Below are 13545 nucleotides of genomic sequence, written 5' to 3' on the forward strand. Positions count from 1 at the left end.
TGTTAATCCACGGGGCGATCCCCTGCGTCAGCGGCGACTCATGAAAGAATCGTGCCAGATTTGCAACTTACTGTTTTGCAAGGATGTGATTATTTAACATTGCACATTGAGCGTTGCAAGCAGGTCATAACGCACCGTTATGGTGCACCATTTTGGTGCGCAAAATGAGCCGGCAGGGTAAGGGTTAGTTTTACCGCGAAAACAGTGGACAAAACAATCATTCGTTAACGATTGTGTGAGGTGATTATTACATTTGATTAACTTTGGGCTATGAATTAATCGATGGTCTGCGCTGTTTTGGTGCAGGCTCCGCCCCCGGGCGGAGGAGGAGCCATAGGAAAATGCTCTGGTTACTCGATATTGGACTCAATGAACCACAGGAATTTGTCCAGATCGCGGGAGGCGGCGGTCAAAATATCTGCGGTATCTTCGTCTTTTGCTTCACCAATGGCTTTACGCACATCGTTCGCCACGATGGCATAGCGATCGGCCAGCTCTTTCAGGTGCTCCTGAACGGTGTGAATGTCCAGCGGGTAGCTTTTTAGCGGAGTTTTGCTGTTGATCACCTGAGTGGTGCCCAGCGCCACGCCGCCAAGCTGCACGGCGCGTTCTGCCATGGTGTCGAGGTGCTCGGTCAGCGCCGTACGGAAGCCGTCCAGCATTTCGTGCACGGCAATAAAGTTAGCCCCGCGCATATTCCAGTGAGCCTGTTTGGTAATCAGCGACAAGTCGATGAACTGGACGACCTGGCGATTCAGCAGCTCGATAGTGGCTTTTTTCTCGCTGTCTTTTACATCGTTGCGGGTATATAGCAGGTTTGTAGATTTAGTTTTTACCAGTTTAGCGGTACTCATAATCTTTCATCCTCTTGATGTTGGTGTCCCAATGAATTACCGGCAATAAGTATAGCACCACTTTTTTACTTTGCTGGTGAGGGTAATACCTATCAAACCGATAGTAAGAGAAAAATGGAAAAGATTAATTTGTTATTTAACAGCTGGTTATTGAGTATTCTTAATTTATGTCAAAAATCATGAATAAATATGACGGCGAAAAGAAAATAATTCTTATTGAGTATTACAGTTGGCGGGAATATAAGTGCTTGATTACGGATAAATCATTTAATGCGGCAATTATCACCGCATTAAATGCAGGGCAACAGATTAATTTATGTCGATGTTTTTAATCTGTGCTTCGCGTTTCATGGTCAGCGTTGATCCTACCGATGCTGCGATGATGGAGAGCAGAGCCAGCCATTGTACCAGGGTCAGATGCTCCCCGAGGAACAGCATACCTGACAGGGCCGCAAGGCCAGGCTCAAGGCTCATTAGTGTGCCAAAGGTGCGGGTAGGGAGTCGGGTTAACGCAATCATCTCCAGCGAATAAGGCAGCGCTGTGGAAAGCACGGCAATCGCCAGGCCGACGGGCAGCAGCGACCACTGTAGCAGCGAGCTGGTGGCTTCCCAGGCGCCCAGGGGGACAAAGATAATGGCAGCAATCAGAGAACCAAACGCGACCGTGGCCGGGCCGTGCTCAGCGCCCGCTTTTTGCCCGGCAATAATGTAGATAGCCCAGCAGGCACCGGCCCCGAGGGCGCAGGCAGCACCGGTCAAATCTACCTGGGAGATGTCCTGGCCGAGGGGAAGCAGGAACCACAGTCCGGCCACCGCCAGCACCACCCAGATAAAGTCCACGGCACGGCGTGAGCCAAAAAGCGCCACGGCAAGCGGCCCGGTAAACTCCAGCGCCACCGCGATGCCCAGCGGCACCGTGCGCAGAGAGACATAAAAGAGGTAATTCATGCTGCCCAGCGCCAGCCCATAAAACAATAAAGGCAGGCGTTGCTCCGGCTTAAAACGCAGGCGCCAGGGTTTAAAAATCACCGCGAGAATAAGAGTGCCTAAAAACAGGCGCAGCGAAGTGACGCCCTGGGGACCGATTAGCGGGAATAATGATTTCGCCAGCGAGGCGCCGCTTTGAATCGAGGTCATAGCGATAAGTAAAACTACGATCGGCAGCCAGCGCGGCATATTACGGGAGGTTTGCGGCATCCTGTACCTTGTCAGTATTTGTCTATGTTTGGTCAAGAAAATAAAAGTCTGCCCAGTCTAAAGGATTAAGTTATGGCTGGTTGAACTTTCATTAAGAAAAATTCTCATGGCGTGGAGTACGATCCGGGGGCTTTTGTCAGTTTGTGTCAAAAATAATTCCAGAATTATCTGAATGACGATGTTGTTAAAGGGATTAAAATTTGCCGTCGCGAAGCGGTATTTTCCTGATTTTTTAGTGATTTAGCATGTAGTGGAAATGTTATGTTACAGGAAAAAGATCGTTAGACAACACAATTGGCGAAGAGTTTCTGTCATGGTTTTGTTATATTTAAAACTTAGGACTTACTTGAAGCACATTTGAGGTGGATATTATGAAAAAAATTGCATGTCTTTCAGCTCTGGCCTGTGTTCTGGCCGTCTCCGTAGGTACCGCATCTGCAGCAACCAGCACCGTAACCGGTGGCTATGCTCAGAGCGATATGCAGGGCGTTGCTAACAAAGCTGGCGGTTTCAACCTGAAATACCGTTACGAAAATGATACCCCGCTGGGCTACATCGGCTCCTTCACCTACACCCAGAAAAGTGACACTTCTAACGATGTGTACACCAAAGGTCAGTACTACGGCATCACCGCTGGTCCTGCTTACCGTATCAACGACTGGGCAAGCATCTACGGTGTAGTGGGTGTTGGCTACGGTAAATTCCAGGCGACTGAATTCCCAGGCGCTCACGATTCCGTTAGCGACTACGGCTTCTCCTACGGTGCTGGCCTGCAGTTCAACCCAATCGAAAACGTTGCTCTGGACTTCTCCTACGAGCAGAGCCGTATTCGTAGCGTTGACGTTGGCACCTGGATCGCTGGCGTAGGTTACCGCTTCTAATATCCCTTTCGGGATAGAAATAAAAAATCCGCCCAAGTGGCGGATTTTTTTTTATCGGTTAACCGGCAAAAGTTAACGTGTCCTGGTCTCAAACATATCCGTCTGCAGATGAGTATAGTCCACTTTCTTCAGGTTGAAGTTGGTTATCCAGACGGGCCCGGCCTTTTGCTCGGAAATAAATTTGTACTTCGGCGCAAGCTCTTTTGCCTTAATCCCCGTCCACGCAGAGAAGAAGTTGAGGAAATCATTGGCGCTGCGGCGTGCTTTGATTAGCCGGTGCGCGGTATCATCGCTCGACAACACCATAAATGGCACCTGGAAATTTTGCTGGAACTTATCGTCGTGCGCCAGATATTGCACGTCGGTGCCGCGCTCTTTGAACGCCAGTCCGTGGTCGGAGAAATAGACCATTGAGAAGCTGTTCCCGGTGTTTTGTAACTGCAGATAAAGCTGTTTTAGCAAGTCGTCGGTTTGCGTCATGCTGTAGAGATAGCAGGATGTCTCTTTAGACTGCACAAAATCTTTGTATTTCCCCTGAGTGCGATCGCAGGCCTGCGGGTGCGACCCCATCAAATGCAGCACAATCAGCTGCGGCGTGTTGCGCTGAGTAGCAAAAACCTGGGCCGTCATTTTTAACAGGGCTTCATCGCGAGTGTTTTTATCCGCCTCAAAATCCCCATTTTTCAAAAACTGCACTTCGTCCGCGCGTTTGGCGATGCTGGCGATGGCGGTATCGTATTCGCCGATTTGGCCCTGGTTTGAGAACCACCAGGTCTGGAAGCCCGCGCGGTTTGCCAGGGTAACAAAATTGTCCTGATACTGGGGTTTGCCGTCCACGACCCGGTTCAGCGTCAGCCCCAGCGATTTTTGCGTTGAGCCGCTGGCGGAGACGTAGTCCATAAACAGATTGCCTTTGACCTGGCTTGCAAAGGGCGTGTTGTCCCAGTGGCCGCCAAAGGCTCCCAGCGCATCGCGGCGGGCGCTCTCGCCAATCACTACGACGTAGGTATGGTATTTAGGCTGCACCGACACTACGTTCCAGGAATCTTTTTGCTGCGACAGTTCTTTCATGCGCGCCTGCTCCTCGATAACTTCGTGGTTGTTGACCACGACATCTTTCACGAAGCGCACCACCGGGTAGCCAGTATCTTTAAATTTAAACACGCCGCCGTAGGCAAGGTTTGTTACCGGTGTGACAAAAAAACAGACCACGCTGACGGCGAGACATAAGCTATCGAAATGACCCCAGGCGCGTTTTTCTTCACGTTTGCGGCGCAGCGCCATCACCCCAAGGGCGAGAATAAAGAGAGACACCACGTAGCTGTACCACGGGAAGATGGTCATGATTTCCGTGGATTCTTCAAAGTTGGTTGAATGCAGCGCCAGCAGAGTATTGAAGTTGGGCGAGCCGTAGGCCTGGCCGAACGGGAAGTACATGGCTGCCACGAGGCTGCAAAGCCCAAGCAAGATTTTCTGGACGCTGGGAGCGGTGCGCCACAGCAGCATAAGGACGCAGCTAAAGGCAATGGCGTAAAGCAGGCTGAAGGCATAGCCCAGCGCGAAGTTTATCAGCAGAGACTGCAGAAAATAGAAACCAGCCCACGGATTCAGCGCGATTCCGCGCACAGTCAGGGTATCTTTAACCGTTACATTCATCTTTATTATGGTCTTGCAAAACGCCATGCGGTGACCCTGGCGATAAGGGTAGAGCCTGCCTGACAGACGGAAACGAAGGGGAATTGCACCGCATCTGCGAGCCGCTTCATGTGCAGGGCTGCAAGAAGATAGAGCTGTGAGATAAGAATATCAACTGATAACAGGGCGTGGTTTTGCGAAGCTGATTGCAAATCCGACAAATGATGGGGTTAAAGCTCGGCCAGAGTAGCCATAGACGGGAATTTTGCAGGGGGATTGTGACAAAAGGATGATCGTTCGCGTGGAACGTTAAACAAAGTCGCCAGGCGGCGAGGCCTGGCGTTATTGTTGTTTTTCTTCTTTCTGCTGGGGTTTACCGGCAACCCAATCACAAATCATGTTCAGCAGCATTAAGCGTACCTGGAAGGGAGATTGTGTAAACACGTTGATGCACCTCTTAAATTCGTTCATAGCGTCCTCCTGTTAGCCGTGCGACCGTTTTTCCGTAAACAAGCCTGACTGGATTACATACAGGTATAGCACAGGCTATATTTTATAGCCATGGCTATTTCGTTAATTTTTTGTGGATGAGCAATGCTGGTTTACAATAAAGCCTTCCGTCGTCAGATGACGACGCCGCGCCACTGGAAGAGGAAGCACTATGAGCCGTCGGGCAGGGCAAAAGAACAGCGAAAAAGTGACGCCATTACCGAATATTGAAGAGCATGTTGAGGGCTTCAGGCAGGTACGCGAGGCGCACCGCCGCGAGTTAATTGATGATTATGTTGAGCTGATTTCGGATTTGATTCATGAAGTGGGTGAAGTCCGCCAGGTCGATATGGCTGCTCGTCTCGGCGTTTCTCAGCCGACGGTTGCCAAGATGCTAAAACGCCTGGCGTCCGTCGGGCTGATTGAGCAAATTCCATGGCGCGGCGTCTTTTTAACGCCGGAAGGTGAAAAACTGGCGCAGCAGAGCCGGGAGCGGCACCAGATTGTTGAAAACTTCTTCCTCGCGCTGGGCATCAGCCCGGAGACTGCGCGTATTGATGCCGAAGGTGTGGAACACCACGTCAGCGAAGAGACGCTGGAGGCTTTCCGCAAATTCAGCGCAGAGCGGGGCATCGGTTAAACATGCTGCTGCGTCTTGCGCAGCCGTTCCTGCGCGATCGATTCCTGCATTTATTGTTGTTAATCGGCGTCGCCCTGAGCCTGGCGGTGCCGTTCCGCCCGGCTTTATGGCCCGCCGCCATAGACTGGCACACCATTATTACCCTGGCCGGGCTGATGATGTTAACCAAGGGCGTCGAGTTGAGCGGTTATTTCGACGTGCTGGGTCGCAAGATGGTGTCGCGCTTTGCCAACGAGCGGCAGCTGGCGCTGTTTATGGTTATGGCAGCGGCGGCCCTGTCGACCTTCCTGACTAACGATGTCGCGCTGTTCATCATTGTGCCTCTCACCATCACGCTGAAAAAACTCTGCTCGGTGCCGGCCAGTAAGCTGATTATTTTTGAGGCGCTGGCGGTCAACGCCGGCTCTTTGCTCACGCCTATCGGTAACCCGCAGAACATCTTACTGTGGGGGCATTCCGGGCTCTCTTTCGGCGCTTTCACCTGGCAGATGATGCCGCTGGCGCTGGCCATGACCGCCAGCTTGCTGGTGTTGGCGTGGCTTTGTTTCAAGCCAAAACCGCTGCGTTACCACGGTGAAGTGAATGACAGCCGCTGGCAGCCTAAGCTGGTCTGGTGCTGCCTGGCGTTTTACATCGTCTTTATTCTGGCCCTGGAGCTTAAGCTTGAGCTTTGGGGGCTGGGGCTGATTGCGTTTGGGTTCCTGGGGCTGGCGCGCAAAGTGCTGCTCAGTATCGACTGGAGCCTGCTGGTGGTATTTATGGTGATGTTTATTGATGTGCACCTCATCACTCAACTGCCGGTGCTGCAGCACTCGCTTCAGGGTGTGGTGCAACTCTCTACTGGCGAGTTGTTTGGCCTAGGTATTTTGCTGTCACAACTCATCAGCAATGTGCCTGCCACCATTTTACTGCTGAACTATGTGCCTGCTTCGCTGCTGTTGGCCTTCGCGGTCAATATCGGCGGTTTTGGCCTGTTGCCGGGTTCGCTGGCGAATTTGATTGCCCTTCGTATGGCCAACGACCGTCGGGTCTGGTGGCGGTTCCATCTCTATTCTCTCCCTATGTTGTTTTGGGCCGCGCTGGTCGGCTACGGCTTATTACTGCTTTTACGCTAGCGCCCACTCAGGCAGAAACAGGCAAGGAATGAGCAGAAATCCCCCATTCCAGAATCGTGCGCGACGCGTATAACTGGCAGTCCGCACTCTTCCTTCCTGAAATCCTGAACATGAGGTACCGCTATGCGTTATAAAAAATTAGGAAATACCGGCCTGTTTGTTTCAGAGCTTTGCCTGGGCACCATGACTTTTGGTGGTGAAGACGGTATATGGGGAAAAATAGGCCAGCTCGCGCAAAATGATGCTGACAAGCTGGTTGGACGCGCGCTGGAGGCCGGGATTAACTTTATTGATACCGCCAATGTTTACTCCGGTGGGCGCTCGGAAGTCATCACCGGCCAGGCGCTGAAAAACCTTAACGTGCCGCGTGAGAATGTGGTGGTGGCCACCAAAGCATTCGGCGAAACAGGCACCGCCGGGCCGAACTCTCGAGGTTCGTCGCGTTTTCATCTGCTAAATAGCGTCAAAGAGAGCCTGCGGCGACTGCAACTCGACTATATCGACCTGTACCAGTTGCACGGTTTTGACCCCGTGACGCCGATAGAGGAAACGCTGCGGGCGCTGGACTCGCTGGTGCAGCAGGGGTTGGTTCGCTACATAGGTGTTTCCAACTGGGCGGCCTGGCAAATCATGAAGGCACTCGGGATTTCCGAACGCCTGGGACTGGCACGTTTTGCCTCTCTGCAGGCTTATTACACCCTTGCCGGGCGCGATCTGGAGCGGGAGCTGGTGCCGATGATGCAAAGTGAAGGCGTCGGCCTGATGGTGTGGAGTCCGCTCGCGGGCGGGTTGCTCAGCGGCAAGTACGACCGCGACGGGAAAGCCGAAACCGGCAGCCGCCGCCTGGAGTTTGATTTTCCACCGGTAAACAGGGATCGCGCATTTGATTGCGTGGATGTGATGCGTGACATCGCCGATGCCAAAGGCATTTCCGTGGCGCAGATTGCGCTGGCCTGGCTGCTGCATCAGCAGGCAGTGACGACGGTCATCGTAGGGGCGAAGCGCATAGAGCAGCTTGAGGATAATATCGCTGCGACGGGCGTTCAGCTTAGTACGGACGAGCTTGAAAGGCTGAATGCGGTGAGTGAGCTGCCGCGCGAATATCCGGGCTGGATGCTTGAGCGGCAGGGTGAGTATCGCCGGGAACAGCTGAAGAATCAGTCATAAATCGGGAATAATTTAGCCCTCTCCCGGAGGGAGAAGGGGAAAACAAGCGATGCGATAAAACTATCGTTTCAGCTTCAAATGCAGCAAAGGGAAGGGATTCCCTTCACCGTCGAGTTCAGACCGCCCGGTCCGGGCAAATCCCATATGCAGATAGAAGCCCACGCCCTGCGGATTCTGCTCATTCACATCCACCTCATCGACCTGCAAATGTTCAATGGCATACTGCAGAAGCTGCTTGCCCACGCCCATGCCACGGCTTTCAGGCGAAACAAACAGCATTTCAATCCGATTTTCGTGGCAGCCGATAAAGCCCAGAGGCTCACCGGTTTTGCCGGCTGCCAGCAGCATCGGGATCTGTGGCATGTAGAGTTCGCGCACCTGGGGCTTTAACGCCCTGATATTTTCTTCAGGTAAAAAGTCATGCGTGGCGCGAACGGATGCTTCCCAGATTTCCGCCAGCGCATCAAAATCCGCCGGGGTGGCTTGTCTTATCGTTAACATTCTTGTTCTCAGAGGGGGTTAGTTAAACGGCGCTTCATTTTTCAGGATCTTGTCGATCACATCCAGCACGCCTTGTTGATTACAGTGCCCGGCCTGGTAGCTGGCAATGCGTTTGATTTTGTCCGGCGCGTTGGCCATCGCAAACCCGTATCGGGCCTGGGTCAGCATTTCGATGTCGTTGCCGCCGTCGCCAAAGGTCACCACTTCGCTGTCCTGGATGCCCCATTTTTCCTGCAGGATCCGCAGGCCGTTAGCCTTATGAATGCCCGGTATAATCAGGTCGATAGAGCCGTGCCCGCTGGTGACCGGCACCATAATACCTTCCAGTTCCGCCCCCAGAGCATCCATGGTGTCATCGAGCTGACTGTCGGGCAGGTTCAGGGCAAACTTGAAGAACACGTCGTCGAGGTCAGAAAAGTTTTCTACATGTTCAAGGCGGTGATAGAACTTCGCCGCCAGCGCTTTAAAATCGTCGTCATAGTCGGTGAGGGTATAACCGTTACGCTTGCCGCAGGCGATGATCTCCACGTGCGGCAACGTGAGCAGGTGATCGACCACCGTGTTGAACTCTTGCCTGGTCAGTTCGCCGTTAAACAGATCTTCGCCTTCGCTGACTACCCAGCCGCCATTATCGGCCACGAAGGAGATCTCGTGGGCAATCTCCGGGAAGAAGGAGATTAGCTGGAAATATTGGTTACCGCTGGCCACCACAAAGCGGATGCCTTGCGCTTTCATCTGCTGATATTGCACCGCAAAGCGTTCGCGGTTGTAGGTTTTATGGTCATTAAGAAAAGTGCCGTCCATGTCTACTGCAATCAGTTTGATGCTCATTGAACTCTCCATTATTCAGTTTCTAAAGTCTGCCTGGAAGGTTGCCCGGGTTTCGCCACGGCGCGGGCAACCAGTGCCGCAATCACCATCAACGCCAGCACCACCAGCATGGCCTGGCGCAGCCCGTAATGCTCGCCGAGGAAGCCCAGCAGCGGCGGCCCGACTAAAAAGGCGACATAGCCCGAAGCGGCAACGACGCTGACGCGGCTGGCCGGATCGGGGCCGGTATCACCCGCGGCAGAAATGGTCAGCGGGAAGCCTAAAGAGGTGCCCAACCCCCACAGAATCACCGACACGCCGGCAAGGAAGGCGTTGTCGACAAACACAATGGTGCCGATGCCAATAATGCCCATGATCGCACAGGCGCGGACCACAATAACGCGGCTGTAGCGGTCAATAAACCAGCCGCCGGTGAAGCGCCCGACCGTCATGCCGAGGGTAAAGCCTACGTAGATAAGCGACCCGGAAGTCGGGCTAAAGCCGTGCCCGTCCACCATCAGCAGCGGCAGCCAGTCGTTGGCCGAACCTTCGGCAAAGGCCATCGCCAGCACGACAAAACCAATCAGCAATAGCTGAATATCTTTGTAAAACGGTCGGTGCGGCTCGTGGGCTTCGGTTTTCTCCGGGTTATCTTTACCCACGCCGTGCGGCACGGCGATGAGCGCGATGGCAATCGGCGCAATGGTCAACAGACCAATCAGCAGCAGGTGCCCCCAGGACACGACGTTCCACGCGGTTAAAGTCAGGCCAATCCCGGCGCCAACGAGGGTGCCGAGGCTAAAGAAGCCGTGCATCATCGGCAGCACAGTTTTCTTCATAAGGCTCTCGATAATGGCCCCTTCAACGTTCATAGCCACTTCTGATGAACCCATCCCGCTGCCGAGCAGCGCCAGGCCGAAGGCAAATAGCGCCGGGGAGGCAAGGTACAGCGCAAAGCTCATCATTAACATTCCGGCGACGATCAGCGTCATGCCGCTGCGAATAATGGTGCGGGTGCCAAAGCGTTTCACCAGCCAGCCGGAACAGAGAATACCGCCCATCGAGCCTATCGACAGGCCAAATAATACGATGCCCATTCCGGCCGTCGAGACGCTGAGCGTATCGCGTATCGCGGGCGTGCGTGTGGCCCAGGATGCCATCACCAGGCCCGGAATGAAGAAGAAGGTGAATAACGCCCAGGTACGGAGCTGTAAGGCTTTTCTCTGCGAAACAGACATGAACAACAACCAGTGAAAGAGAAACAGGGGAGCAGACTAGCAAGCTTGTGTACATTTGTACACATCCCGGTATAGACTCTTTGTCATACTCTAAATTCAGGTAGGTAATGATGAGCAAAGCCCCGCGCCGGAATGACCCCGAACGTCGCTCGCGTATTTTGCAGGCGACGCTGGATATGGTGGTAAAGCACGGCATCAGCGATATCACGCATCGAAAAATTGCCGCCGAGGCTGGCGTTTCGCTGGGGTCGATGACCTATTATTTTGCCGGGATCGAGTCGCTGCTTTGTGAAGCGTTTACTTTGTTTGCCCATCAGATGTCGGACAGCTACCGCGAGCGTATGCAGCAGGCCACCAATCGCGATGAGGCCTGCGAAGCGATTGTGGATATGATTTGTGGCGGCTGCGTGGCCACGCCGTACAACATGCAGGTGATGTACCAGCTTTATGCCTATGCCAGCTGTAATCCGCAGCTAAAAGACATCATGCAGGAGTGGATGATCCGCAGCCAGCAGGCGCTGGAGCCATTTTTCGATCCGCTAACCGCCCGGGCGCTGGATGCATTCCTGGAAGGCATGACGCTGCACTACGTCACCGATCGTGAACCGATGGGGCGCGATGATATGCGGGTGATGGTGCGCAGGATTGTGGGGGCAGGGGATGCAAAATAAAGCGAGTGGAGGGGTTAGTAAGCGTTTGTTATTGAAGCTCTAAAAAATAAAAAACCATTTATGTAAACGGGTTAGTGAAAACAACGACTTGCAATATAATCAATAAGTTAGGTTGGTGGTAAGGAGTGGCGATTACGGGGCAATGCCAACCGCTGCCGCCACTTTGTCGCCATCGGAACAACTCGGTTTACGCCACGCTAACGGATTGAACCATCAGGATACAAATACACTCCACCTTCAAGATACATTGGTTCACCGTCTTCAACTGCAATGTTTTGATAAAGTTGAGCCATCTCATTAGGTTCATTTTCTAATAAATTATATGTATCAACATCATATCCAAGGTTTTTTAACTCATCATCTGAAGTTACCCCTTGTTTTTGCTTAAGCGCAACAATATCAAAAATCCACTTTTTGCCATCTTTGACGTAATACGCTCCTGAATCATACCCACGATCATCAAGCACTTTTTCGAATCCCATTGATAATGCTCTTTTGACAGTATGTTTTTTTACGTTAACGATAGCCATGTAACTCCTTAAAATATTCAATAAAATGAACTGATTTATTGACAAGAGTTTACTCTGACTTATATAGCTCAGGTAGCGGAGAAGATGTTATTTTGCACAAGCAGATCACATTTCTAGCGTTGCAAGAGGGTTGAATCTTAAAGCTGTTTCAAGGTGATCGGGGGCCAGATGAGCATAGCGCATAGTCATTTTTATATCGTGATGCCCTAGAATTTTTTGTAGTGCAAGAATGTTTCCGCCCGACATCATAAAGTGAGCTGCAAACGTGTGGCGCAGAACGTGGGTAAGCTGGCCACGAGGAAGCACGATGGAGGTTTTGTCCATCACAGACAAAAACTGGAAGTAGCAATCCGTAAAGAACTTGAATCCGTCCAGGGCAATGATTTCCTCGTAAAGCTCTTTACTAATCGGAATGCTTCGGTTCTTTTTGCCTTTGGTCCTGACGAACGTGATCCGGTATTTAGTGACTTGGAAGCGTGTGAGATTTACAGCTTCGCGCCAGCGTTCTCCGGTACTCAGGCATATCCTAACGACCAGGGAGTGCAGGGGACTTTGGCGGTTGCAGTCGTACAAATGACCTGCCCCCAGGATTAGATACAACCTTCAGTTAGTAATGTCGGTTGGTTTTTCTTCATATTTCCTGTTTCGCCAGTCCGTTGCGAATTCAGCTGGTGTCTGGTAATCCAGCGATGAATGGGGACGGCACTCGTTATAATCCTGCCGCCAGTCATTAATCGTTTTCCGGGCATGAAGAATATCGCTGAACCAGTGTTCATTCAGACACTCATCGCGAAAGCGTCCGTTAAAACTCTCAATAAATCCGTTCTGCGTTGGCTTACCTGCCTGGATAAGCCGGAGTTCCACACTATGCTCAAAGGCCCATTGATCGAGCGCGCGGCAGGTAAATTCCGGGCCCTGATCGGTTCTTATTGTCGTCGGATACCCTCGAAACAACGCGATGCTGTCCAGAATACGCGTGACCTGAACGCCTGAAATACCGAAAGCAGCGGTGATCGTCAGACACTCCTTCGTGAAATCATCCACACAGGTCAGGCACTTGATCCTTCGACCGTTGGCCAGTGCATCAATAACGAAATCCATCGACCATGTAAGATTCGGTGCATCCGGGCGCAGAAGCGGAAACCGTTCGGTCGCCAGCCCTCTACGGCGTCGTCTGCGTTTTACGCTCAGTCCATTAAGGTGGTAAATACGGTATACCCGCTTGTGATTGACGTTAAGGCCCTCCCTATGCAGCAACTGCCAGATGCGCCGATAACCAAAACGTCTGCGTTCAAGCGCCAGCTCGGTAATACGCCCAGATAAATGTGCATCAGCAGCCGGACGCTGAGCATCATAACGGCAGGTCGACAGGGACAAACCTGTAAGCCGGCAGGCACGACGTTGCGACAGACCGGTCGCATCACACATCAACACCACGGCTTCCCGCTTCTGGCCTGTCGTCAGTACTTTCGCCCCAGAGCCACCTGAAGCGCCTCCTTATCCAGCATGGCTTCGGCAAGCAGTTTCTTGAGCCTGGCGTTCTCTTCCTCAAGCGACTTCAGGCGCTTAACCTCGGGCACCTCCATACCGCCATACTTCTTACGCCAGGTGTAAAAGGTGGCGTCGGAAATGGCGTGCTTACGGCAGAGCTCACGGGCAGAAACCCCGGCTTCAGCCTCGCGGAGGATACTGATGATCTGTTCGTCGGAAAAACGCTTCTTCATGGGGATGTCCTCATGTGGCTTATGAAGACATTACTAATATCGGTGTGTATTAATCAACGGGGAGCAGGTCAATACTGATTATGTCCCTTGAGG

The 13545-nt window shown here is 52.5% G+C and carries 14 protein-coding genes and 1 pseudogene; 5 read left to right on the forward strand and 10 right to left on the reverse strand.

What is annotated here, in order from left to right; genetic code table 11:
• Positions 1-350: 350 nt before the first annotated feature.
• Both dps and rhtA read right to left on the reverse strand, forming a co-directional pair.
• Positions 351-854, reverse strand: coding sequence for a DNA starvation/stationary phase protection protein Dps (dps, locus tag ACR6JA_RS21410; protein WP_213715997.1), 504 nt, complete (start codon positions 852-854; stop codon positions 351-353).
• 309 nt (positions 855-1163) lie between these two features.
• Positions 1164-2051: a threonine/homoserine exporter RhtA gene (rhtA, locus tag ACR6JA_RS21415; protein ID WP_213715996.1), complete on the reverse strand. Its 888-nt coding sequence runs from the start codon at positions 2049-2051 to the stop codon at positions 1164-1166.
• Positions 2052-2422: 371 nt separating this feature from the next.
• On the opposite strand from rhtA, the gene ompX reads away from it, so the two are divergent.
• Positions 2423-2932, forward strand: a complete 510-nt coding sequence (gene ompX, locus ACR6JA_RS21420) for an outer membrane protein OmpX (RefSeq protein WP_213715995.1) — start codon at positions 2423-2425, stop codon at positions 2930-2932.
• Between the two features lie 72 nt (positions 2933-3004).
• Here the strand turns inward: ompX and ACR6JA_RS21425 are convergent, their stop codons facing one another.
• Both ACR6JA_RS21425 and mntS read right to left on the reverse strand, forming a co-directional pair.
• A complete protein-coding gene (locus ACR6JA_RS21425; protein WP_494494389.1) occupies positions 3005-4588 on the reverse strand; it encodes a phosphoethanolamine transferase family protein in 1584 nt (527 codons plus the stop codon).
• A gap of 321 nt (positions 4589-4909) precedes the next feature.
• A complete protein-coding gene (gene mntS / locus ACR6JA_RS21430; protein WP_008461033.1) occupies positions 4910-5038 on the reverse strand; it encodes a manganase accumulation protein MntS in 129 nt (42 codons plus the stop codon).
• Between the two features lie 190 nt (positions 5039-5228).
• Between mntS and mntR the strand changes: the two genes are divergently transcribed.
• The 3 genes from mntR (at position 5229) to ACR6JA_RS21445 (ending at position 7978) form a co-directional block, all read left to right on the forward strand.
• Complete coding sequence (gene mntR, locus ACR6JA_RS21435; protein ID WP_008461034.1) at positions 5229-5696, forward strand: manganese-binding transcriptional regulator MntR; 468 nt, start codon at positions 5229-5231, stop codon at positions 5694-5696.
• Between the two features lie 2 nt (positions 5697-5698).
• Positions 5699-6811 (forward strand): SLC13 family permease, encoded by a 1113-nt coding sequence (locus tag ACR6JA_RS21440; RefSeq protein ID WP_494494390.1) that lies wholly within the window; start codon positions 5699-5701, stop codon positions 6809-6811.
• 123 nt (positions 6812-6934) lie between these two features.
• On the forward strand, positions 6935-7978 hold the full coding sequence (locus tag ACR6JA_RS21445) for an aldo/keto reductase (RefSeq protein ID WP_494494391.1): 1044 nt from the start codon (positions 6935-6937) through the stop codon (positions 7976-7978).
• 60 nt (positions 7979-8038) lie between these two features.
• Here ACR6JA_RS21445 and ACR6JA_RS21450 read toward each other — a convergent pair whose 3' ends face one another.
• Genes ACR6JA_RS21450 through ACR6JA_RS21460 form a run of 3 tightly spaced genes read right to left on the reverse strand, consistent with a single transcriptional unit; the run spans position 8039 to position 10527 of the window.
• Positions 8039-8479: an acetyltransferase gene (locus ACR6JA_RS21450; RefSeq protein WP_494494392.1), complete on the reverse strand. Its 441-nt coding sequence runs from the start codon at positions 8477-8479 to the stop codon at positions 8039-8041.
• A gap of 18 nt (positions 8480-8497) precedes the next feature.
• Positions 8498-9310, reverse strand: a complete 813-nt coding sequence (locus ACR6JA_RS21455) for a Cof-type HAD-IIB family hydrolase (RefSeq protein WP_494494393.1) — start codon at positions 9308-9310, stop codon at positions 8498-8500.
• Positions 9311-9321: 11 nt separating this feature from the next.
• Positions 9322-10527: an MFS transporter gene (locus ACR6JA_RS21460; RefSeq protein WP_494494394.1), complete on the reverse strand. Its 1206-nt coding sequence runs from the start codon at positions 10525-10527 to the stop codon at positions 9322-9324.
• Positions 10528-10637: 110 nt separating this feature from the next.
• Between ACR6JA_RS21460 and ACR6JA_RS21465 the strand changes: the two genes are divergently transcribed.
• Positions 10638-11198, forward strand: coding sequence for a TetR/AcrR family transcriptional regulator (locus tag ACR6JA_RS21465; RefSeq protein ID WP_166865944.1), 561 nt, complete (start codon positions 10638-10640; stop codon positions 11196-11198).
• A 197-nt stretch (positions 11199-11395) separates the two neighbouring features.
• Here ACR6JA_RS21465 and ACR6JA_RS21470 read toward each other — a convergent pair whose 3' ends face one another.
• The 3 genes and pseudogenes from ACR6JA_RS21470 to ACR6JA_RS21480 form a co-directional block, all read right to left on the reverse strand.
• The gene (locus tag ACR6JA_RS21470; protein WP_494494395.1) at positions 11396-11728 is read right to left on the reverse strand and encodes a hypothetical protein; all 333 of its coding nucleotides are present in this window, start codon (positions 11726-11728) and stop codon (positions 11396-11398) included.
• Positions 11729-11833: 105 nt separating this feature from the next.
• Positions 11834-12301: pseudogene (locus ACR6JA_RS21475) on the reverse strand (tyrosine-type recombinase/integrase); the annotation flags it as partial.
• Between the two features lie 30 nt (positions 12302-12331).
• Positions 12332-13452, reverse strand: a protein-coding gene (locus ACR6JA_RS21480) for an IS3 family transposase (RefSeq protein ID WP_494494396.1) whose coding sequence is annotated in 2 segments (ribosomal slippage) — positions 12332-13194 and positions 13194-13452 — 1122 coding nt in all. Because the reading frame shifts where the segments join, the coding sequence is not laid out codon by codon here.
• Positions 13453-13545: the final 93 nt, after the last annotated feature.

This window comes from Cedecea sp. B1(4) (assembly GCF_059414925.1).

What these genes read in the sequence shown, in the direction of transcription:
- dps (WP_213715997.1), bottom strand. Translation starts at nt 854, where the DNA reads ATGAGTACCGCTAAACTGGTAAAAACTAAATCTACAAACCTGCTATAT.
- rhtA (WP_213715996.1), bottom strand. Translation starts at nt 2,051, where the DNA reads ATGCCGCAAACCTCCCGTAATATGCCGCGCTGGCTGCCGATCGTAGTT.
- ompX (WP_213715995.1), top strand. Translation starts at nt 2,423, where the DNA reads ATGAAAAAAATTGCATGTCTTTCAGCTCTGGCCTGTGTTCTGGCCGTC.
- ACR6JA_RS21425 (WP_494494389.1), bottom strand. Translation starts at nt 4,588, where the DNA reads ATGAATGTAACGGTTAAAGATACCCTGACTGTGCGCGGAATCGCGCTG.
- mntS (WP_008461033.1), bottom strand. Translation starts at nt 5,038, where the DNA reads ATGAACGAATTTAAGAGGTGCATCAACGTGTTTACACAATCTCCCTTC.
- mntR (WP_008461034.1), top strand. Translation starts at nt 5,229, where the DNA reads ATGAGCCGTCGGGCAGGGCAAAAGAACAGCGAAAAAGTGACGCCATTA.
- ACR6JA_RS21440 (WP_494494390.1), top strand. Translation starts at nt 5,699, where the DNA reads ATGCTGCTGCGTCTTGCGCAGCCGTTCCTGCGCGATCGATTCCTGCAT.
- ACR6JA_RS21445 (WP_494494391.1), top strand. Translation starts at nt 6,935, where the DNA reads ATGCGTTATAAAAAATTAGGAAATACCGGCCTGTTTGTTTCAGAGCTT.
- ACR6JA_RS21450 (WP_494494392.1), bottom strand. Translation starts at nt 8,479, where the DNA reads ATGTTAACGATAAGACAAGCCACCCCGGCGGATTTTGATGCGCTGGCG.
- ACR6JA_RS21455 (WP_494494393.1), bottom strand. Translation starts at nt 9,310, where the DNA reads ATGAGCATCAAACTGATTGCAGTAGACATGGACGGCACTTTTCTTAAT.
- ACR6JA_RS21460 (WP_494494394.1), bottom strand. Translation starts at nt 10,527, where the DNA reads ATGTCTGTTTCGCAGAGAAAAGCCTTACAGCTCCGTACCTGGGCGTTA.
- ACR6JA_RS21465 (WP_166865944.1), top strand. Translation starts at nt 10,638, where the DNA reads ATGAGCAAAGCCCCGCGCCGGAATGACCCCGAACGTCGCTCGCGTATT.
- ACR6JA_RS21470 (WP_494494395.1), bottom strand. Translation starts at nt 11,728, where the DNA reads ATGGCTATCGTTAACGTAAAAAAACATACTGTCAAAAGAGCATTATCA.